This is a genomic window from Bacillus sp. BC08 (assembly GCF_054326875.1).
The window spans coordinates 730,001-749,267 of the sequence record NZ_JBTGPA010000035.1; the positions used below are offsets into that span (position 1 = coordinate 730,001).

Genomic DNA, 19,267 nt, shown 5'->3' on the forward strand with positions numbered 1-19,267 from the left:
ATGTATTTGTCAACTGAAAATATTAGAAAAATATGGTATTAAAAAATAAAAAATTGGAAAAAATAGGTCTGATATAGAATGGAGGGTTAGTCATGAAGCGAGTTTTTGGAATACTTGTTTGTTTCATGTTATTGCTTTCTGGTACTTCAGTTAGTTTCGCACAATCTGAGAAAACGAAGCAGGAGAAAACAGAAGAAACAACACCGAAGTTAGCGGAACAAGCGTCGTCAGCAATTGTAATTGAACAAGATACAGGTAAAGTTTTGTTTGATAAAAATCCAAATGAGAAGTTACCACCTGCTAGTATGACGAAGATTATGACAATGCTATTAATTATGGAACAAGTTGAAAAAGGAAAACTAAAACTGACCGATAAAGTTAGAGCAAGTGAGCATGCAGCTTCAATGGGTGGATCACAAATCTTTTTAGAGCCTGGTGAAGAGATGACTGTAAATGAAATGCTAAAGGGTATTGCCATTGCATCTGGAAATGATGCGTCTGTTGCAGTAGCGGAGCATATCGCTGGTTCAGAAGAAGGTTTTGTAAATATGATGAACAAAAAAGCGAAAGATTTAGGACTGAAAAACACTCATTTCCAAAACCCAACAGGTCTTCCGGCTAAAGACCATTATTCTACAGCAAATGATATGGCTATAATGGCGAGAGAATTAATGAAGTATCCGCTTATTCGCAAATACACAGGCAAATACGAGGACTATTTACGTGAAGATACGGATAAGAAGTTTTGGCTCGTGAATACGAATAAGTTAGTACGTTTTTATCCTGGAGTAGATGGCGTGAAAACAGGCTTTACGACAGAAGCAAAATATTGTTTAACAGCATCGGCTGAAAAGAATGGGATGCGTGTTATTTCAGTTGTTATGGGTGCACCTACATCAAAAGAACGGAACAATCAAGTAACGAAGCTTCTTGACTATGCATTTGGTCAATATATGACAAAGAAATTGTATACACGAGGCGAAAAAATTAAGACTGTCCAAGTAGGAAAAGGAAAAAAAGAAAAAGTAGATTTAGTTGCGTCAGACAATGTGTCTCTTCTTATGAAGAAGGGCGAAAATATGGACAAAGTAAAGCAAGAAGTAATTGCTGAAAAGAAAGTGAAAGCGCCGATTAAAAAGGGCGATGCACTAGGTACACTTGTTATTAAAAAAGATAAAGATGTTTTATTAAAACAAACAATTGTAGCAAAAGAAGATGTTGCTGCAGCGAGCTGGTGGGAGTTATTTAAAAGAAGTTTTGGGATGTTTTCAACATCAAAATAGCGGCAAATATTTTGCCGCTTTTCTATTCGTATGAAAGTAAATAATTGCTGAATGGTTTCACTTTATGACGAAATAGTTCTTCTTTTGTCAGTAGGAAGGATTCTTATGTTGAATCACGAAAATCTTTATGTATGTAAATGAGTAAAGTTTGAGCATAAGGAGGAAATCGTGTGAGTCTTTCCATGCAATTAGAAGTAAAACGTGACGTCCTATGTGTGAGATTAGCGGGTGAATTAGATCATCATACTGCTGAAGAGTTGCGAACGAAAGTAACAGATATGATTGAGACACATGGTGTTCATCATATTGTTTTGAGCCTAGAGAACTTATCGTTTATGGATAGTTCTGGTTTAGGTGTTATATTAGGCCGATATAAGCATGTAAAGGGATTAGGTGGAGAAATGGTTGTTTGTGCAATTTCACCACCTGTTAAACGTTTATTTGAAATGTCGGGCTTATTTAAAATTGTTCGCTTAGAAGAAAGTGAAGCGCATGCGCTCGCGACGTTGGGGGTGGCATAAATGAGAAATGAAATGAACCTTCAATTTTCAGCATTAAGTCAAAATGAATCGTTCGCTCGTGTTACGGTAGCTGCTTTCATTGCGCAACTAGACCCAACGATGGAAGAACTTACGGAGATTAAAACAGTTGTGTCAGAAGCAGTTACAAATGCAATTATTCATGGGTACGAAGGAAATGCAGAAGGTGTTGTTTATATTTCTGTAATTTTGGAAGAGGCAATGGTGAAACTCACGATTCGAGATGAAGGGATTGGCATCTTTGATTTAGATGAAGCAAGACAACCCCTTTTTACAACTAAACCTGAATTAGAGCGTTCCGGAATGGGATTTACTATCATGGAAAATTTTATGGATGAAGTAGAAGTTATTTCAAACGAATCTTTCGGGACAACAATCCATTTGACAAAATACTTATCAAATAGTAACGCTCTATGCAATTAAGGAGAATAGCCTATGGACATAGAGGTCAAAAATGAGAAGAAGAAACCTCAGTTAAAGGACCACGAGCTAAAAGCGTTAATTCAACAAAGTCAAGATGGAGATCAACAAGCGAGAGATACAATCGTTCAAAGTAATATGCGTCTCGTATGGTCGGTTGTGCAGCGTTTTCTTAATCGAGGATACGAACCAGACGATTTATTTCAAATTGGATGTATTGGGCTCTTAAAATCGGTAGATAAATTTGATTTATCTTTCGACGTGAAATTTTCAACATATGCAGTTCCAATGATTATTGGAGAAATACAACGATTTTTACGTGATGATGGATCAGTGAAAGTAAGTAGGTCTTTAAAAGAAACAGGAAATAAAATTCGAAAGATGAGAGACGAGCTTTCGAAAGAATTCGGAAGGGCTCCAACGATTAATGAAGTGGCCGAAGCGTTAGAACTAACGCCAGAGGAAGTGGTTCTTGCGCAAGAAGCGAGTCGAGCTCCTTCATCCATACATGAAACGGTGTATGAAAACGACGGGGATCCGATTACTATTTTAGATCAAATTGCTGATCAATCTGAAACGAAATGGTTTGATAAAATTGCTTTAAAAGAAGCAATTAGAGAACTAGATGAGCGAGAACGTTTAATTGTGTATTTACGCTACTATAAAGATCAAACTCAATCAGAAGTAGCAGAGCGCATAGGCATTTCGCAAGTACAAGTTTCAAGACTTGAAAAGAAAATATTAAAACAGATGAAAGATCGAATAGATGAATAACTATTCGATCTTTTTTTATGCCTTTACTAGGAAGAGATTGTAAACTTTCGTAAAAATTAACAGAATTTATTGATAATTTAGTAAATTTAAAATATAATCCAAGTATGAACTTGCCACAAAGGGGGAAGGAAATATGGAAACGAGGCAACAATGGGGGACGAGGGCTGGATTTATTTTCGCAGCGGTCGGCTCTGCCGTTGGATTAGGAAACATATGGCGTTTTCCTTATACAGCGTATGAAAATGGAGGAGGCGCATTCTTTTTACCGTACTTATTCGCATTATTAACGACTGGTATTTCATTATTGGCGTTTGAATTTGCTCTTGGGCATCGTCACCGCGGTTCAGCGCCGCTTACGTTCTTCCGTATTCATCCGCGTGCTGAATTCATTGGATGGTGGCAAATGTGTGTAACGTTTATCGTTTCAACATATTATGCAGTAATTATTGCTTGGTCTATTTCATATACGTATTTTTCAATTACTGGAGCGTGGGGGAAAGACACGCAAACATTTTTATTTAAAGAGTATTTGCATGTTGCAGATAAGCCAGGGCAGTTTGGAGGGCTCGTACCGGAAGTATTAATTCCATTAGCTCTCGTTTGGATTATTGTGCTCGGTGTAGCATTCAAAGGAGTTAAAAAAGGAATTGAAGTTGTTAACCGCATTTTCATTCCTTTACTAGTTGTTATGTTCCTTATTATCGTAGTTCGTGCGGTGACGATGGAAGGAGCGATGCAAGGATTAGATGCATTCTTTAAACCAGATTGGAGTCGTATTTTTGATGGGAAGGTATGGCTTGCTGCTTATGGTCAAATTTTCTTTAGCTTATCTTTAGCATTTGGAATTATGATTACGTATTCTAGTTATTTACCGAAAAACTCAGATACAACAAATAATGCCTTTATTACTGGCTTTGCAAACTCAGGATTTGAATTATTAGCAGGGATTGGGGTCTTTGCAGCTCTTGGATTTATGGCAAACAATATGGGAGTACCAGTTGATAAAGTAGCAAGTGCTGGTGTAGGACTTGCATTCGTAGTATTCCCGCAAATTATTAATGAGTTACCGATGTCACCGCTATTTGGCGTATTATTTTTCTTATCATTAACGGTTGCCGGAATTACATCTCTCATCTCGCTTGCAGAAGTATGCTTCGCTGCCGTATCTGAAAAGTTCAGCTTAAGTCGCCAAAAAACAATTGGAATTATGGGGACGCTTCTCGTACTAGTTTCTCTTGTTTTTGCAACACGTGGCGGGCTTATGTTCCTAGATGTTGTTGATTATTTCGCTAATAACTTCGGATTAATTTCAATTGCATTAGCGGAAGTAGTTACGATAGGACTCATTCTACGCCGTTTACCAGTTTATCAAAATCATGCAAACTTCGTATCTGATATTAAGTTAGGGACATTTTGGAGAGTGAGTTTACTCGTTATTACCCCGCTTATGCTAGGGTACATGTTAATTGATGGTACAATCCAAAATATTAAAAAGAACTACGGAGATTATCCAACGGAGTTTGTCGTAACATATGGTTGGTCAATTGCAGCAGCATTCCTTATCGTTGCACTAATCATTAGTTTAAAGAAATGGAATGCACAAATACATTCAGATTCTGCTAAGCTTGAAAAAGAATGGAAAGATCGGGGTGTTTCATAATGAGCGGATCAGCGATTATGATGATGGTTATTGGTATAGTAGTCATTTGGGGAGGGCTCGCATTAAGTATTGCAAATTTATTTAAGAAAAAGGCATAAACTAAAAAACATCTGTACCGAAACGGTACAGATGTTTTTTTATGAAAAAATTGTATTAGAAAAAAATTCAATAACCATACTACAACTACGAGGAAGAGTGAAGAGGTGAATGGAAATTGGAACAAACAATTTATATTAAAATGCGTAATCGGTTAAAAGTTTCTCCTACGTATGAAGTGAAGCTGGGTGATGTTGCTCAACTTGCGGGAGATGCTTTGGTAGTTCAGTCGTTACAGGATGAGGTAGTTTACAAAATAACAGCTCATGATAAGACGCATGTCGTAATTGATATTATGAAAATAATTGAGATTATTAGGCGGAAAGCGGCTCATATACAAATTAATTTACTCGGTTCTGGACAAACTCTTGTTGAAATTATATATGAAAAAAAGAAAGTACATCCAATTTTCTTCGGACTTGTATGGTTGTTACTTTTCATTGGAGCGGCCCTTGCGATCATTTACTTTCATGAAGATGTAAGCATGCAACAAGTGCACCAACGGTTATATTACATGATTACGGGAGAATTTAAGGCACAACCACTTTTATTTCAAATTCCTTATTCGTTAGGTCTTGGGTTAGGTATGGTCTTATTTTTTAATCATGTATTTCAAAAGCGAATTAATGAAGAGCCGAGCCCGTTAGAAGTGGAGATGTTCCAATATCAGCAGTCACTTGACCAATATGTAATTGTTCATGAAAACAAGGACAATATGAAACAACTTGCCGATGATTGAGTCTGGGCTTGTTATTTTAATTGGTTTAGCGGGAGGGATTGCAGTAGGTAGCGGATATGTCGCATTTTTAGCTGTACTTGGTATAATCCCTCGTCTAGCTCAATTAACGAGAAGTGGAAAGCACATTCAATATTTTGAGTGGGCAGTTATTGCAGGTACGTTAACAGGGGCTTGGTGTAGTTTGAAAAACATTACATTTCAAACGTCGCAATATTGGCTTGTTATATTAGGAATATTTTGTGGCACATTCGTTGGAATGCTTGCAGCCGCATTAACAGAAGTGTTAAATGTTTTACCTATTTTAGCGAAACGAGTAGGAGTAGAGGGGAAAATTGTTGTTTTACTCGTTGCTCTTGTACTTGGGAAAGTAATAGGCTCGTTGTTTCACTGGATTTATTTCGTAAAGTAGGAGGCAATATATAAATGACAGGGCGAAAACTAAAGGATGATTACATAAATAAAGTGAAGGAGTACCATCCGAAACCAAATTATTTCATAAATTGTGTTAAGGCATTTCTTGTAGGTGGGCTCATTTGTACAATCGGGGAAGTATTGATGAAAATTTATATACATTATTTTCATTTCAGTGAACAAGAGGCAGGAAATCCGACGGTCGCAACTCTTGTATTATTATCAGCGATTTTAACAGGTTGTGGCGTGTATGATAAAATCGGTCAATTTGCTGGAGCTGGATCGGCAGTACCTGTTACGGGATTTGCGAATTCTATGGCGAGCGCTGCGCTAGAACATAAGAGTGAAGGGATTGTACTTGGGATTGCTACCAATATGTTTAAGCTAGCGGGAAGTGTTATCGTTTTTGGGGTCGTTGGGGCGTACATTATTGGGCTAATAAGATATACTTTTAACATTTTTATGTCTTAAAGGAGGGGCTAGTATGAGGTTGACTGGAAAACAAACGTGGGTATTTCAAAATGATATTTATGTGAATGCAACCGGTACTGCTGTCGGTCCAAAAGAAGCTGAAGGCCCTCTTGGAAAGGGTTTTGATATTTCATACGATGATTTACATTGCGGAGAGGAAAACTGGGAACTTGCTGAACGAAGATTAATGTCAGATTCAATTCAACAAGTCTTGCAAAAAGGAAATGTAAAAACATCACAAATTGATTTCTTTTTAGCGGGTGATTTATTAAATCAAACAGTGACAGCAAATTATGTTGCGCGTAAGTGGGGGATTCCCTTTTTAGGGATGTTTAGCGCTTGTGCGACCTCGATGGAGACTTTAGCAGTTGGAGCAGCCTTTATAGACGGTGGATTCGCAAATCGTGTTTTAGCGACAGTAAGTAGTCATAATGCGACGGCTGAAAGACAGTTTCGTTATCCAACAGAGTATGGGGGACAAAAACCAGGAACAGCAAATTCCACTGTTACAGGTGCGGGATCCATATTAATTAGTAAAGAAAAAAGTACCATTAAAATTACGGCAGCTACGATTGGGAAAGTGCAAGATTTAGGGATTGCCAATCCTTTAGATATGGGATCGGCGATGGCACCTGCTGCTGCTCACACAATTCAACAACATTTTGAAGATTTGAAGAGAAGTGCAGCAGATTATGATTTGATTGTTACCGGTGATTTATCAGCTATTGGGACACCAATCGCGAAACAACTGTTACTGGAGGAAGGTTATGATCTTGGGCATATATATAATGATTGCGGATTAATGATTTATAATTCCGATCAAGAAGAAGTATTTGCGGGTGGTAGTGGCTGTGCTTGTTCAGCTGTTGTCACGTATGGTCATTTATTAAGCGAGATGCAAAAAGGAAATTTACAACGGATTTTTGTCGTTGCTACTGGTGCGTTATTAAGCCCGATGATGATGCAGCAGAAAGAAACTATTCCAACAATTGCACATGGTGTTGTATTTGAGAGAGTGAAGGGAGAGTGAATTGTGGATTTTATATATGCATTTCTTGTAGGAGGTGCCATTTGTGTAGTTGGACAAGTATTGTTAGATTTTGCAAAGTTAACACCAGCCCATTTAATGGCTACCTTTGTAGTTATAGGAGCAGTTTTAGATGGATTCGGATTGTACGATAAGCTTATAAAGTTTGCTGGTGCTGGGGCGACAGTTCCTATTACAAGTTTTGGCCATTCACTATTACATGGGGCAATGCATGCGGCAGAAAAACACGGATATATAGGGATTGGTATGGGGATGTTTAGTTTAACGTCTGCAGGCATTTCTGCAGCGATATTATTTTCATTTTTTATAGCACTTATATGTAAACCGAAAGGATAAATCAAATGAGACGAAGGGTTGTTTTGGTTACAGATGGAGATGAATATGCAAAGCGAGCAATTGAGCTTTTAACGAAGGAATTTGGGGGAAGGTGTATTTCAGCATCACAAAGTAATCCAACCAAATTGACAGGGAAGAAAGTTGTTGAGCTTATTATGCAAACGCCATATGACCCTGTATTTGTCATGTTTGATGACAGTGGATTTATTGGAGAAGGATCTGGTGAAAAGGCTTTAAAATATGTAGCCACACATAAACAAATTGATGTACTGGGGATTTTGGCAGTAGCGTCTAATACACATCATTGGGAATGGGCACGTGTAGATGTAAGTGTAGATCGAAACGGGAATTTAACCGAATACGGTGTTGATAAATTTGGACTTCCAGATGGTGAAATTGGCAGAATTAGCGGCGATACAATTTATTGTTTAGATGATCTGAATGTTCCTGTCATTGTGGGAGTTGGTGATATTGGTAAGATGTGTGGCAATGACGAATGGGAGAGAGGATCACCAATTACTAAAAAAGCAATTCAATTAATTTTGGAAAGGAGTGGATTTTATGACGAAGCCTAAAAAAGTGGATATCCCTATTTCATCTTTTTTGAGTGATAATGAAAATTATTTAAAGCAAACAGTTGGACTAGGGGTTACATATGATGTTGGCATACGTAAATTTCAAATTTTAAATAAAGAAATTGGTGTGTTGTTTGTAAATGGACTTTGTGATACGAATTATATTATCCCTATTTTAGAAGAAGCGGTAGATACAAATGAAATAAGGGATGTAGAAGAAGATACAGTGAAGCTTTTAGAAAATCGTTTAATTCATCAACAAGTAAGTAAAGTGAAAACGATGGATGAGGTAATGCTCCAAGTATTATCAGGACTCATCGTTATATTTGTAGAAGGTGAAACGGAAGCGTTCGCAATAGATGTTCGTAGTTATCCGGGCCGGACGCCGACAGAACCAGATACAGAAAAGGTAGTACGTGGGGCAAGGGATGGATTTGTTGAAAATATCGTTGTAAATACAGCGTTAATCCGTAGAAGGATACGTGACCCGCGTCTTCGAAATGAAATGATTCGAGTAGGAGATAGATCGCAAACGGATATTTGTATTACATATGTACAAGATGTTGCAAATCCGGATTTAGTTAAGATTATAAAACAAGAATTAAATAACATCGATGTCGATGGAATTACGATGGCGGATAAAACAGTGGAAGAATTTGTTGTAAAGCAAAGCTATAACCCATTCCCGCTTATTCGATATACAGAAAGACCAGATGTAGCAGCAAACCATTTATTAGAAGGACATGTGTTAGTACTAGTTGATACATCACCGAGTGCTATGATTACTCCAACAACATATTTCCACCATTTACAGCATGCAGAAGAGTTTAGACAAAATCCGGCTGTCGGTACATTTTTACGCTGGGTACGCTTTTTAGGTGTCTTATTCTCCTTATTTTTACTACCGTTTTGGTTAGTATTTGTATTTGATCCAACTCTTTTACCAGAAAATCTTGCTTTTATTGGACCGACTAAGATGACGCATTTACCAATTCTATTACAGGTGTTAATGGCAGAGGTCGGACTTGAGTTTCTAAGGATGGCAGCCATTCATACTCCAACGCCGTTATCGTCTGCAGCAGGATTAATTTCCGCCATATTAATTGGTCAAATAGCAATCGATGTAGGTTTGTTTGTACCAGAAGTTATTTTGTATGTTGCAGTTTCTATGATCGGTGCATATGCAACACCGAGTTATGAATTAGGACTCGGAAATAAGGTTGGAAAATTGTTTGTTATTATTTTGACAGGTCTCTTCCATGAGATGGGATTTGTAATTGGTATGACGATATTGATTTTATTTTTAACGTCTATCAAAAGTTTACAAACACCATACTTATGGCCGTTTTTACCATTTGATTGGGGTGCATTAACAAAAATTTTACTCCGTCCGACGATGTCTAGTTTAAAAGTACGACCAAGTATCGTAAGACCTCAAAATGTAAAAAGACAAAAATAAACGGGATTATACACCCGTTTATTTTTTTAGCAAAAATTTATTGTTTTTTAACAAAAATCAAACATTTTTTGTGTACACTTAGAGTAGATATTGTGTATGGAAGGGGAAGAGGGCATGATTAAATTATTTGTAAGTGATTTAGATGATACGCTCGTTTACAATGTGAATCATATGCAAAAAGAAGATGAACGTGCACTTATTTGGTTAGCTGAAAAAGGGACAAATATTTGTTTTGCCTCTGGTCGCTTTACTCATCGAATTGATGAAGTTGTAAATAGGTTCGCATTCCCGTATTACACAACGAGTTTAAATGGAGCGACGATGTTACTGCCGGATGGGAAAATATTTCATGAATCAAGTTTTGAAGATGGGATTGCCCAGGAAATATATCGATATATCCAAAAAAAAGGACTAGCAGATATTGTTTGTGCAAATGAGCAACGGTATACAAAAAGAAAGAATGAACATCATCATAATTTTGAAACGTATATGGGCGTGCATATTGCTGAGATAGAAGCATTAGAAGAGGAATTTGGTAAGACTGTACATCCTGCGAAATTGTTTGTTTTTGGGGAAGAAGAGACAATTGCAGCATTAGATCAAGAATTACGAGATACATTTCAGAGCGAAGCGGAAGTTTTTATGTCTGGTAAACGCTATGTTGACATTATGCCAAGGGGAGTAAGTAAAGGGAGTGCTTTAAGGCGACTAATGGAACATTTGAAAATTGAAGCAAATGAAGTTGCGTGTATTGGAGATTCTTTCAATGATATTTCTATGTTTGAAGTAACCCCGCATTCATTTACTCTTCATCATGCTCATCCATATGTGAAGGAGAAGGCAAATCATATTGTTCGTTCGGTTGAAGAAGCTGTTATGAAATTGCCGTTACTTGTATAAAAAAGAAGCTCGTCACTGACGAGCTTCTTTTTACTTGAATAACGATTTAACAAAATCAATGATACTTGAGAAGAAATCTTTAACTTTATCTAGGAAACCTTGCCCTTCTTCAGATCCTAAAAAGGCAGAAACGTGTTCTTTTGCTTTATTTAACTGACTGCCAACTTGATTCCAATCGATATTAAGATTTTTCATTTTATCAAATAGCGCAACTAAGTTATCTAACTGTTCATCTGTTAATGTAATACCAAGTTGATCCGCAATTTTTTTTATTAATGAACGTAAATCTTCAGTCGTTTTTGGCTGTTCTTTGGCAATTTCTTCTTTAATTTTTGCAACAAGTTGAACTGCTTTTTCTTCACCAATTTTATCGCCGAGCTGGGCTGTTTGCACCATTTCTTCATTTGCTACTTTTTTTACTTCCTCAGGAATTGCTTTGTTCGATGTTGTTTCGTAGGCTTTCATTAAACCGGTTAAAGCAGCAGTTCCTGAAACTTTAAATGGTGCAGTAATTTGAATTTCTGCATCTTTCACACCTGCTGTAATAAGTGCGTTTGTGTACATTGCATCTGTTATCGAATTAATGTTTTTTGAACGTACAATGAGACCAGATCCTGGCTTTGTGTATGTAATCATAGAAGAGGAAATTGCTCTCGTACCAATTTGTGCTTTTGGAACAATCCCTTCTAGAAATTTATGTTCTTCCGCATTAGACACAGTAATGATTGTAGCATCTTTTGGTGCTTTCATTTCTTTTAACAGATCTTGTTTTTGTTGTTCAGACAAGTTTTCTCCTAGTGTAACAATTGATTCTCCTTCGATGATGTCTGCAAACGAAGCTGTTGGCATCATAAATACCGTTACAGCTAATAGCAGAGCTAGTAATTTCGTTTTCACGAAAAATCGCTCCCTTTCTCTTTCTAAAATTTTCGGGCAACACAGTTATTATAGTATATATTTCTTATTTGTCACCTAGCTTTTTCCACATTTCAAAAAAGAAGTATGTAGATTGTCGGATTCTTTTTGTTTCTAGTCATGAATGTGGTAATATAGTGCTGAGATAGTTGAAAGGAGACATATACATATGAAAACTTTAGGATACATATTAATGGAAAATGGTGAAAAAATCGATTTAGAATTTTTCCCAGAAGAGGCACCGAAAACAGTAGAAAACTTTAAAAAACTAGCAGAGCAAGGATTTTATGATGGTGTGACATTCCACCGCGTTATTCCTGGCTTCGTAAGCCAAGGTGGAGATCCAACAGGAACAGGTGCAGGTGGCCCAGGTTACTCTATCCCATGTGAAACTGATGGGAATCCTCATAGACACCTAGTAGGATCACTTTCTATGGCTCACGCTGGCCGTAACACTGGCGGTAGCCAATTCTTTGTTGTTCATGAGCCACAACCACATTTAGATGGTGTACATACTGTATTCGGTAAAGCAACAAGCGGTATTGAAACAGTATTAAACATGCGTCAAGGCGATGTAATGAAAGAAGTTAAAGTTTGGGAAGAATAAGTTAATGGGAAAAGAGAGCTATGGCTCTCTTTTTTGTTTTTTTAATAGGAATGGGTATTTCGTTTGCGGTACATGATACAAGTAGTGCTGTTATTGTAGTGAAAATATGACGCTTATGAGAACAAAATTTTAACAAATTACATAGAATACATTAGATTACATGTTTCAATAAATATTTTTTATTATATTTATTTTGCTAGAATTCATTTGCTCTTAGGTGATGAATATTGAAATGATAATGAGCGGTGGATGTTTCTTTTCGCATTCATATAACAACGCCTCAGCTTCTATCTACTTAGAAAAAATAGTACTGAAACATATATTTGACTTTCTTCTTTTCGCTTTGTATGATTATCAAGTTGTTTTAAGCCCTTCTCACTCTGTTGAAAATATTGTAAAATGAATATGATATGAAAAGAGTGGTTGAGGGGATTAATAGTTTGTAACTTTTGTAAGAAGGGATAAGGGTTATGTTAATTCGTTTTAAAAAAAGTTATGAAAAGATTGCAATGGGGCTTCTTTCATTTATGCCAACGGAAAAAGATGTGAAAACATTACAATTGACTATGAAAGAGTATGAAGCAAAAGATGATTGGCAATTGTATTTGTGGAAACAAAACGAAGATTTTGTTGGGATAATGGGGATTGTAAAAAAAGAGAATCAAGTTTTGGAAATTCAGCATTTGAGTGTGAACCCATCTCACCGTCATATGGGTATTGGGACGAAGATGGTGCAAGAGTTAAAGAGCAAATTTCTTGAGTTTACAATTTGCGGAAATGAGCAAACAGCAAGTTTTTGCAAAAAGTGTAAAGGGCTTGAACAAAATATACATTCGTGAAAACAGAGATAGTAGTTTATTATCTCTGTTTTCTTTTTTGTAATTGCTCGTTTCGTTCAGTAATGACTTCCGTTCGATCACGTAATGTGTGCTTATGTACTATATATTCACTAGAAGAAGCATTCACGTCTTTCCAAGGGAGGTTTTGTTTCTGACATAATTCCATGCAATGTTTTTCTAATGCTGTATCTGATAATGGTAAAAATAATGGTGTGAAATTTTTTTCTTTCTGTATAGATTGCAATCTATCCTTGAGTAAAAAAAGGAGTTGTGTGGAGTTTATTCCCAAACGTAGTAAAGGTGCACTATTTTTTTCTAAAATCGTTATGGCGCTTTTCATCATCTTTTCTGCGCCATTCCAGTTAGAGCGTCTTTGATGGTATAAAGAAACTGCAATTTGAATGAGACCAACTAAGTACTGATCACGATCTCCTCTTGGTTTTTCTTTCCAATATTCTTCCAGTATTTCATGGCATTCAAAATAATCGTAATCTCCGTGAAAATGAATTAAAAATTGTATGTATTCGGTAGGATACATGTTCTTCACCCCTGTTTAACGGTTATAAATACAAGTGTATCATAGAAATATGAACAATAAACGACTAGGGAATTTTCCCTAGTCGTTATTGTTCATATTAGCAGAAGCAAGCTGCTCCTACAATAATTAGTAAAATAAACAATACAACAAGTAATGCGAACCCACCGCTAAAACCGCAATCAACGTGACCCATAGTTTTTTGACCTCCTACATTGTTCTTACTACACTGTTATCATATGAAGCGATGGGCATGATGACATAGGCATCGGTCTATTTTTAATTAAATTTCTTAAAAAGGTTGGATAGAACATGAGTATGCTCTATACTTATGTTGTTATAGAAAAAATGTGGTGGGATGCTTTGTGCAGTATAATTTTAAAGTAGAGGCTTTTGAAGGGCCTTTAGATTTATTGTTACATTTAATACATCGTTATGAAATTGACATATATAATATTCCTGTAGCGGAAATTACAGAGCAATATTTATTTTATGTTCATACGATGAAAGAACTACAATTAGATGTTGCAAGTGAGTATTTAGTAATGGCTGCGACTTTATTACAAATTAAAAGTAAAATGTTGTTGCCGAAACATGAAGAAGATGTACTTGATAACGGTGATGACTTTATAGATGATCCTCGTCAAGAATTGATGGAGAGGTTAATTGAATATAAGAAATATAAGCAAGTTGCTACTGAACTAAAAGAAAGAGAACTAGAAAGAGCACAGCTATATACACGTCCGCCAATTGATTTTACATCATTGCAGCAAGAAGAGGAGACAAACTTGCCTCTTGATGTTACGTTATATGATATGCTAGCGGCATTTCAAAAATTAATGCGCCGAAAAAAAGCAAAGAAACCTGTAACAACACGTATTACTCGTCAAGAAATACCAATTTCACAGCGCATGACTGATATTTTAAAGCAGTTAGAAATACAAGGTGGTCGTCAAAGTTTTTATGATTTGTTTGTTGATGATGAACGGGAAATAATGGTTGTAACATTTTTAGCGGTTCTTGAGCTTATGAAAAATCAACAAATTATAATTGAACAAGAACATAATTTTGATGAAATTTTCGTATCAAGCTCTACTAAATCTGCATAGAGTTAGTATGGTAAATGAGATAGAAATAGTTATATCTCATGCTAGGTTTGAATGTATCGTTTGGAACAAGAGAAAAAATATTGAACCGAACGCATGAATTGTGATTCGGTTTTTTGATGTGTATTTTTATGGAGAAAATAGGAGGAAGGAGCTCGTAAAATGGATAGAGCAGAACAGAAATCAATCATTGAAGGGCTTTTATTTGTGTCTGGTGATGAAGGAATTTATCCAGAACAAATAGCGAAAGTCCTTGAAATTGAAGGAAATGAAGTAATCGATATTTTAGAAGAAATGCAAAAAGAATGTGAAGGTGCACACCGCGGTTTGCAAATTGTACAGTATGCAAAAATATATCGTTTTGCTACAAAGAAAGAACATGCTTCGTACTATCAAAAATTAATAGATATCCCAACAGCTGCTTCACTCTCTCAGGCTGCTCTAGAAACGTTAGCGATTGTGGCATATCGTCAACCGATTACAAGGACTGAAATGGAAGAGATTAGAGGCGTAAAAACCGATAAGGCGTTACAAACGTTAGTTTCACACTTACTTATAAAAGAAATGGGAAGAGCAGAAGGGCCAGGGCGTCCTATTTTATATGGAACAACGAAAGAATTTTTGGATACATTTGGACTGAAAACATTAGATGATTTACCGGCACTTTCTGAAGAGAATGAACAAATGAATGAAGCAGATTTATTCTTTGGTTCTTTACAGGAGATATCGAAATAAAAGCTTAGCATTTTGCTAAGCTTTTTTTGTATATCAATTTTATACCGTGCCATACTAATTGAAAAAAGGAGACGAGTTATGAGAAGTATGCGAAGTATCTTATTGTTAGTTTCTGTTTTGTTATGCTTTTCTTTAAATAGTACATCGGCAAAAAGATATATGATGTCTATTCATACCGCGTCTCCTTTACATACGCAGCGGCAACATTTTGGTAAAATGAAAGTGAGTTTTTTAAAAGTTGGCCAAGGTGATGCAACACTTATTACATTGCCAAATGGACAAACGATGTTAATTGACGGAGGACCTTATGAAGCCGGTGAGGTTATTATTCAAAAACTAATCGAAAAAGGGATTAACCATTTGGATGTTATCGTCAGTACGCATCCGGATATGGATCATATTGGGGGATTGATTCCGATTGTAGAGCAAATGCCGGTATCACTTATATTAGATAGTGGAAAAACGTATAGTTCTTTTACGTATCACACATACCGGAATCATATTAAAAAAAGAGGAATTCCTTTCGTTTCAGTAAAAGAGGGACAATACATACCACTAGATCCGCATGTTTCCATACAAGTATTAAACAATGGGAAATCAAAAGATGAAAATAATGAATCTTCAATTGTGTTAAAGGTACGATACGGAAAAGCGGATTTTTTACTAATGGGTGACGCTGATGTGCGGACGGAAACTGAAATATTAAAACAATTTGATGTACATGCAGATGTGTTAAAGGTGGGACATCATGGCTCATATACTTCAACAAGTGAAATGTTTCTAAAGAAAGTAGAGCCACAGTTCGCAATTCTTTCATATGGAAGCAGAAATCCGTATGGGCATCCGCACCAAAGTGTAGTGAGACGCTTAAAACAGCATGGTATAATGATATATGGAACAAATAAACGTACAGTAGAAATGGAAACAGACGGCGAGCATATTACAATAGGCACTAGTGGATTAATGCCATTACTTAAATGAGTAATAGGATACGAGGATATTCTCCCTTTTTGGAAAACTGAATAACATATATTATAATTGCGAGAGAAGCAATAAGTGTCCTTTTTGTTAAACAAAAAGGAAATTTCATTCGAATGTCTAGACAACTACTCGTGCATATATTAAGATGGAATTAGGCGAATAAGGTAATAATAACAAGTAGGTATTTCATGGGAAAGGATCGATGAAAATGAAAACGCAAGTTGTCATCAATGCCAAAATTTATACAGGTCAAGAAGTAGTGGAAAACGGATTTATTCGTTACGCAGAAACAATTAAAGAAATTGGTTTGATGGCTCAATATGTATCACAAGAAAATGAAGCGGTTTTAGATGCGGCAGGGAAAATTGTGATTCCAGGTATGATTGATGTTCATATTCATGGTGGATACGATATTGATGCGATGGATGCAAATAGCGATGGATTAGTAACTCTAGGTAAAGAAATGTTAAAAGAAGGAGTTACAACTTACTTCCCAACAACAATGACACAAGCTCCAGAAGCAATCGAAGCAGCATTACATGCTGCGAAGGAAGCGAAAGAAAAAGGAGCACATTTCGAATATATTCACTTAGAAGGACCGTATGTTTCAAAAAAACGTGCAGGTGCACAACCACTTGAACATATTGTTCCTGCGAATATTGAACAATTTAAACAATGGCAGGAAGCAAGCGGGAATCTAATTAAATTAGTAACATATGCACCTGAAGAAGAAGGGGCGTTAGAGTTTGAGCAGTATCTTGCTGAAACTGGTGTTGTTGGCACAATGGGACATACAGATGCAATTGATGCGCAACTAAAAAATAGAAACATTACACATGCAACGCATTTATACAATCAAATGCGTGGATTACATCACCGTGAACCAGGAGTTGTTGGTCATGTGTTATTAAATCCAGATGTAATGGTTGAAGTAATTACAGATGGTATTCACATTCACCCTGATATGGTGAAATTAGCATATAAATTAAAAGGACCGAAAAAAGTAAGTGTTATTACTGACGCAATGCGTGCAAAAGGTCTTGAAGATGGATTATATGAGCTTGGCGGACAGCCAGTACATGTAAAAGATGGTAGTGCTCGATTAGAAGATGGAACGTTAGCTGGTAGTATTCTAAAAATGGATCAAGCTTTCCGAAATGTAATTGAATTTACAGGTTGTTCAATCGAAGATGCAGTACTGATGACATCAGTTAACCAAGCAGAAGAGTTTGGATTAAATCATAAAGGTGCATTAGCGGTAGGAAAAGATGCAGACTTTGTTGTGATGAATGAAGATTTACATGTATATGATACGGTTCGTTTAGGAATTCATATGAAGGAAGGGAAGTAATTAAATGAATATTCTTGTTGTAAAAACTCCAGAAGAACTAGCAGAAGCAGGTTATAAATTAATTGAGGAAGTTGTAAAAACAAAAGAAAATCCAACATTAGGAATGGCTACAGGAAGCTCTCCATTAGGTATTTATGCAGAAATGCGAAAAAATAAACTTGATACAAGCCGTGTAACCACTGTAAACTTAGATGAGTACGTAAATTTACCACATGAAGATAAAAACAGCTATCACTATTTTATGCAAGAACAGTTGTTTGATCATCTTCCATTTAAACAAACTTATGTACCAAACGGGATGGCAAGTGATTTAGAGGAAGAGTGCAAACGTTACGAGGGCATTCTAGCTGCTAACCCAGTTGACCTACAGATTCTTGGAATCGGTGAAAACGGTCACATCGGATTTAACGAACCAGGAACACTGTTTAATTCTCCAACAAACATTGTTGAATTAACAGAATCTACACGCCAAGCAAACCTTCGCTTCTTCGAAAAAGAAGAAGATGTGCCAACTCATGCGATTACAATGGGAATTGGAAGCATTATGAAAGCGAAACAAATTCTACTTGTTGCTATGGGTTCTAAAAAGGCAGAAGCTGTTAAAGAATTATTGCAAGGTGAATATAGTGAAGCGTGTCCTGCTACAGTTTTACAACGTCATCCGAATGTAACCGTAATCGCTGATCAAGAAGCTCTATCTTTATGCAGTGAGGCGATTGCTGATGAACATCGACAAGTATTCACCATTTCCGATCTATTATCAGATTCAAGAGTGGGTGAAACAGCTAATTGAGGACGGCGAATGGAAGCCGGGAGATAAAATCCCATCTGAGAATGAACTTTGCGATAAGTTCGAAGTGAGTCGTATGACAATCAGACAGGCGATTAATAATTTAGTGGAACAAGGTTATTTATATCGGAAACGTGGAATCGGTACGTTTGTCCAACTTCCGAAAGTGGAACAAAAATTGCAAGGAATGACGGGATTCACAGAAGATATGATTTCTCGTGGGATGAACCCAAGTAGTCAATTACTTAGTTTCCGCCTAGTTCCAGCTACTGCGAAAATAGCAGACCGGTTGAGAATACAGGAGGGAGAGTCGGTTTATGAAGTGAGGCGTATTCGCTTAGCTGATGATGAACCGATTGCTTTTGAGACGACATATTTGTCGCCAGCTCTTGTAAAAGATATTAACGAAGAAATATTGCAACAATCTTTATATGAACATTTAGAGAAAAAACTGGGCTTTAAACTTGTTAGCGCTACTCAATCAATTGAAGCTTCAATTGCAACGGATAATGAAGCGGAACATCTGCATATTCCTAAAAAGGCGCCGGTGCTTGTAATGCGTCAATGGTCATATTCAGAAGGTGAAGTACCGCTAGAGTACGTGAAATGTATTTATCGTGGGGATCGTTATAAGTTTATTACAAACATCGCACGTAACAAATAATATATTTCAGTTCGTGAAGTACAGTTAATGTCA

26 protein-coding genes are annotated in these 19,267 nt (G+C 36.5%); 23 read left to right on the top strand and 3 right to left on the bottom strand.

The annotated features are described in order from the left end of the window. Nucleotides 1-92: 92 nt before the first annotated feature. The 14 genes from dacF (at nt 93) to ACXVYO_RS22045 (ending at nt 10,711) form a co-directional block, all read left to right on the top strand. The gene (gene dacF, locus ACXVYO_RS21980; RefSeq protein ID WP_000831998.1) at nt 93-1,283 is read left to right on the top strand and encodes a serine-type D-Ala-D-Ala carboxypeptidase DacF; all 1,191 of its coding nucleotides are present in this window, start codon (nt 93-95) and stop codon (nt 1,281-1,283) included. A 170-nt stretch (nt 1,284-1,453) separates the two neighbouring features. Then, nucleotides 1,454-1,804, top strand: coding sequence for an anti-sigma F factor antagonist (gene spoIIAA, locus ACXVYO_RS21985; protein WP_000059133.1), 351 nt, complete (start codon nt 1,454-1,456; stop codon nt 1,802-1,804). Beyond that, complete coding sequence (gene spoIIAB, locus ACXVYO_RS21990) at nt 1,805-2,245, top strand: anti-sigma F factor (protein ID WP_001243399.1); 441 nt, start codon at nt 1,805-1,807, stop codon at nt 2,243-2,245. A gap of 12 nt (nt 2,246-2,257) precedes the next feature. Further along, a complete protein-coding gene (gene sigF, locus ACXVYO_RS21995; RefSeq protein ID WP_000350734.1) occupies nt 2,258-3,016 on the top strand; it encodes an RNA polymerase sporulation sigma factor SigF in 759 nt (252 codons plus the stop codon). Between the two features lie 133 nt (nt 3,017-3,149). Next, nucleotides 3,150-4,676: a sodium-dependent transporter gene (locus ACXVYO_RS22000; protein WP_458468481.1), complete on the top strand. Its 1,527-nt coding sequence runs from the start codon at nt 3,150-3,152 to the stop codon at nt 4,674-4,676. Continuing rightward, entirely contained in the window at nt 4,676-4,774 is a 99-nt protein-coding gene (locus ACXVYO_RS22005) for a methionine/alanine import family NSS transporter small subunit (protein WP_000016826.1), read from the top strand. The genes ACXVYO_RS22000 and ACXVYO_RS22005 overlap by 1 nt, the downstream gene beginning before the upstream one ends. 116 nt (nt 4,775-4,890) lie before the next feature. Next, a complete protein-coding gene (gene spoVAA, locus ACXVYO_RS22010) occupies nt 4,891-5,511 on the top strand; it encodes a stage V sporulation protein SpoVAA (RefSeq protein WP_458468482.1) in 621 nt (206 codons plus the stop codon). Continuing rightward, entirely contained in the window at nt 5,504-5,920 is a 417-nt protein-coding gene (gene spoVAB / locus ACXVYO_RS22015) for a stage V sporulation protein SpoVAB (protein ID WP_000572949.1), read from the top strand. The genes spoVAA and spoVAB overlap by 8 nt, the downstream gene beginning before the upstream one ends. Nucleotides 5,921-5,934: 14 nt before the next feature. Further along, nucleotides 5,935-6,393, top strand: coding sequence for a stage V sporulation protein AC (spoVAC, locus tag ACXVYO_RS22020; protein ID WP_458468483.1), 459 nt, complete (start codon nt 5,935-5,937; stop codon nt 6,391-6,393). Nucleotides 6,394-6,406: 13 nt separating this feature from the next. Then, the gene (spoVAD, locus tag ACXVYO_RS22025) at nt 6,407-7,423 is read left to right on the top strand and encodes a stage V sporulation protein AD (protein ID WP_458468484.1); all 1,017 of its coding nucleotides are present in this window, start codon (nt 6,407-6,409) and stop codon (nt 7,421-7,423) included. 3 nt (nt 7,424-7,426) lie between these two features. Further along, nucleotides 7,427-7,777, top strand: a complete 351-nt coding sequence (gene spoVAE, locus ACXVYO_RS22030) for a stage V sporulation protein AE (RefSeq protein ID WP_029439815.1) — start codon at nt 7,427-7,429, stop codon at nt 7,775-7,777. Between the two features lie 5 nt (nt 7,778-7,782). After that, the gene (locus ACXVYO_RS22035) at nt 7,783-8,352 is read left to right on the top strand and encodes a stage V sporulation protein AE (RefSeq protein ID WP_073516360.1); all 570 of its coding nucleotides are present in this window, start codon (nt 7,783-7,785) and stop codon (nt 8,350-8,352) included. Further along, nucleotides 8,339-9,811: a spore germination protein SpoVAF gene (gene spoVAF, locus ACXVYO_RS22040; protein WP_458468485.1), complete on the top strand. Its 1,473-nt coding sequence runs from the start codon at nt 8,339-8,341 to the stop codon at nt 9,809-9,811. The genes ACXVYO_RS22035 and spoVAF overlap by 14 nt, the downstream gene beginning before the upstream one ends. A 96-nt stretch (nt 9,812-9,907) precedes the next feature. Next, nucleotides 9,908-10,711, top strand: coding sequence for a Cof-type HAD-IIB family hydrolase (locus tag ACXVYO_RS22045; protein ID WP_458468486.1), 804 nt, complete (start codon nt 9,908-9,910; stop codon nt 10,709-10,711). 30 nt (nt 10,712-10,741) lie between these two features. Here the strand turns inward: ACXVYO_RS22045 and ACXVYO_RS22050 are convergent, their stop codons facing one another. Continuing rightward, nucleotides 10,742-11,608, bottom strand: a complete 867-nt coding sequence (locus ACXVYO_RS22050) for a DUF1002 domain-containing protein (protein ID WP_000850509.1) — start codon at nt 11,606-11,608, stop codon at nt 10,742-10,744. A 187-nt stretch (nt 11,609-11,795) separates the two neighbouring features. On the opposite strand from ACXVYO_RS22050, the gene ACXVYO_RS22055 reads away from it, so the two are divergent. The 3 genes from ACXVYO_RS22055 to ribT all read left to right on the top strand — a co-directional run bounded on the left by ACXVYO_RS22055 (nt 11,796) and on the right by ribT (nt 13,072). After that, nucleotides 11,796-12,233 carry a peptidylprolyl isomerase gene (locus tag ACXVYO_RS22055; RefSeq protein WP_000853785.1) on the top strand — a complete coding sequence of 146 codons (438 nt, stop codon included), beginning with the start codon at nt 11,796-11,798 and terminating at the stop codon, nt 12,231-12,233. 220 nt (nt 12,234-12,453) lie between these two features. After that, nucleotides 12,454-12,636, top strand: a complete 183-nt coding sequence (locus tag ACXVYO_RS22060; protein WP_458468487.1) for a hypothetical protein — start codon at nt 12,454-12,456, stop codon at nt 12,634-12,636. Nucleotides 12,637-12,703: 67 nt separating this feature from the next. After that, complete coding sequence (ribT, locus tag ACXVYO_RS22065; RefSeq protein ID WP_060632142.1) at nt 12,704-13,072, top strand: GNAT family N-acetyltransferase RibT; 369 nt, start codon at nt 12,704-12,706, stop codon at nt 13,070-13,072. Nucleotides 13,073-13,091: 19 nt separating this feature from the next. Here ribT and ACXVYO_RS22070 read toward each other — a convergent pair whose 3' ends face one another. Then, on the bottom strand, nt 13,092-13,610 hold the full coding sequence (locus tag ACXVYO_RS22070) for a DUF309 domain-containing protein (protein ID WP_458468488.1): 519 nt from the start codon (nt 13,608-13,610) through the stop codon (nt 13,092-13,094). A gap of 97 nt (nt 13,611-13,707) precedes the next feature. Then, the gene (locus tag ACXVYO_RS22075; protein ID WP_000510194.1) at nt 13,708-13,803 is read right to left on the bottom strand and encodes a YjcZ family sporulation protein; all 96 of its coding nucleotides are present in this window, start codon (nt 13,801-13,803) and stop codon (nt 13,708-13,710) included. 169 nt (nt 13,804-13,972) lie between these two features. Here ACXVYO_RS22075 and scpA point away from each other — a divergent pair, with 169 nt between their 5' ends. The 6 genes from scpA to phnF all read left to right on the top strand — a co-directional run bounded on the left by scpA (nt 13,973) and on the right by phnF (nt 19,234). Beyond that, nucleotides 13,973-14,716 (top strand): segregation/condensation protein A, encoded by a 744-nt coding sequence (gene scpA / locus ACXVYO_RS22080; RefSeq protein WP_458468489.1) that lies wholly within the window; start codon nt 13,973-13,975, stop codon nt 14,714-14,716. Nucleotides 14,717-14,875: 159 nt separating this feature from the next. Then, nucleotides 14,876-15,448 (top strand): segregation/condensation protein ScpB, encoded by a 573-nt coding sequence (scpB, locus tag ACXVYO_RS22085; protein ID WP_458468490.1) that lies wholly within the window; start codon nt 14,876-14,878, stop codon nt 15,446-15,448. Nucleotides 15,449-15,526: 78 nt separating this feature from the next. Continuing rightward, a complete protein-coding gene (locus tag ACXVYO_RS22090) occupies nt 15,527-16,429 on the top strand; it encodes a ComEC/Rec2 family competence protein (RefSeq protein ID WP_458468491.1) in 903 nt (300 codons plus the stop codon). 208 nt (nt 16,430-16,637) lie between these two features. Continuing rightward, nucleotides 16,638-17,780, top strand: a complete 1,143-nt coding sequence (gene nagA / locus ACXVYO_RS22095; protein WP_002107769.1) for an N-acetylglucosamine-6-phosphate deacetylase — start codon at nt 16,638-16,640, stop codon at nt 17,778-17,780. A gap of 4 nt (nt 17,781-17,784) precedes the next feature. Further along, the gene (gene nagB, locus ACXVYO_RS22100; RefSeq protein ID WP_001024205.1) at nt 17,785-18,573 is read left to right on the top strand and encodes a glucosamine-6-phosphate deaminase; all 789 of its coding nucleotides are present in this window, start codon (nt 17,785-17,787) and stop codon (nt 18,571-18,573) included. Continuing rightward, nucleotides 18,503-19,234: a phosphonate metabolism transcriptional regulator PhnF gene (gene phnF, locus ACXVYO_RS22105; RefSeq protein ID WP_002194085.1), complete on the top strand. Its 732-nt coding sequence runs from the start codon at nt 18,503-18,505 to the stop codon at nt 19,232-19,234. Before nagB ends, phnF begins: the two co-directional genes overlap by 71 nt. The last annotated feature ends 33 nt before the right edge of the window (nt 19,235-19,267 follow it).

Excerpts from the sequence above, each read along its gene's own strand:
- nagB (WP_001024205.1), top strand. The coding sequence starts at position 17,785 with ATGAATATTCTTGTTGTAAAAACTCCAGAAGAACTAGCAGAAGCAGGT.
- ACXVYO_RS22090 (WP_458468491.1), top strand. The coding sequence starts at position 15,527 with ATGAGAAGTATGCGAAGTATCTTATTGTTAGTTTCTGTTTTGTTATGC.
- phnF (WP_002194085.1), top strand. The coding sequence starts at position 18,503 with ATGAACATCGACAAGTATTCACCATTTCCGATCTATTATCAGATTCAA.
- spoVAC (WP_458468483.1), top strand. The coding sequence starts at position 5,935 with ATGACAGGGCGAAAACTAAAGGATGATTACATAAATAAAGTGAAGGAG.
- nagA (WP_002107769.1), top strand. The coding sequence starts at position 16,638 with ATGAAAACGCAAGTTGTCATCAATGCCAAAATTTATACAGGTCAAGAA.
- spoVAF (WP_458468485.1), top strand. The coding sequence starts at position 8,339 with ATGACGAAGCCTAAAAAAGTGGATATCCCTATTTCATCTTTTTTGAGT.
- ACXVYO_RS22055 (WP_000853785.1), top strand. The coding sequence starts at position 11,796 with ATGAAAACTTTAGGATACATATTAATGGAAAATGGTGAAAAAATCGAT.
- scpB (WP_458468490.1), top strand. The coding sequence starts at position 14,876 with ATGGATAGAGCAGAACAGAAATCAATCATTGAAGGGCTTTTATTTGTG.
- ACXVYO_RS22035 (WP_073516360.1), top strand. The coding sequence starts at position 7,783 with ATGAGACGAAGGGTTGTTTTGGTTACAGATGGAGATGAATATGCAAAG.
- sigF (WP_000350734.1), top strand. The coding sequence starts at position 2,258 with ATGGACATAGAGGTCAAAAATGAGAAGAAGAAACCTCAGTTAAAGGAC.
- ACXVYO_RS22070 (WP_458468488.1), bottom strand. The coding sequence starts at position 13,610 with ATGTATCCTACCGAATACATACAATTTTTAATTCATTTTCACGGAGAT.
- spoVAD (WP_458468484.1), top strand. The coding sequence starts at position 6,407 with ATGAGGTTGACTGGAAAACAAACGTGGGTATTTCAAAATGATATTTAT.
- dacF (WP_000831998.1), top strand. The coding sequence starts at position 93 with ATGAAGCGAGTTTTTGGAATACTTGTTTGTTTCATGTTATTGCTTTCT.
- ribT (WP_060632142.1), top strand. The coding sequence starts at position 12,704 with ATGTTAATTCGTTTTAAAAAAAGTTATGAAAAGATTGCAATGGGGCTT.
- ACXVYO_RS22005 (WP_000016826.1), top strand. The coding sequence starts at position 4,676 with ATGAGCGGATCAGCGATTATGATGATGGTTATTGGTATAGTAGTCATT.
- ACXVYO_RS22000 (WP_458468481.1), top strand. The coding sequence starts at position 3,150 with ATGGAAACGAGGCAACAATGGGGGACGAGGGCTGGATTTATTTTCGCA.
- ACXVYO_RS22045 (WP_458468486.1), top strand. The coding sequence starts at position 9,908 with ATGGAAGGGGAAGAGGGCATGATTAAATTATTTGTAAGTGATTTAGAT.
- ACXVYO_RS22075 (WP_000510194.1), bottom strand. The coding sequence starts at position 13,803 with ATGGGTCACGTTGATTGCGGTTTTAGCGGTGGGTTCGCATTACTTGTT.
- spoIIAB (WP_001243399.1), top strand. The coding sequence starts at position 1,805 with ATGAGAAATGAAATGAACCTTCAATTTTCAGCATTAAGTCAAAATGAA.
- ACXVYO_RS22060 (WP_458468487.1), top strand. The coding sequence starts at position 12,454 with ATGAATATTGAAATGATAATGAGCGGTGGATGTTTCTTTTCGCATTCA.
- spoVAB (WP_000572949.1), top strand. The coding sequence starts at position 5,504 with ATGATTGAGTCTGGGCTTGTTATTTTAATTGGTTTAGCGGGAGGGATT.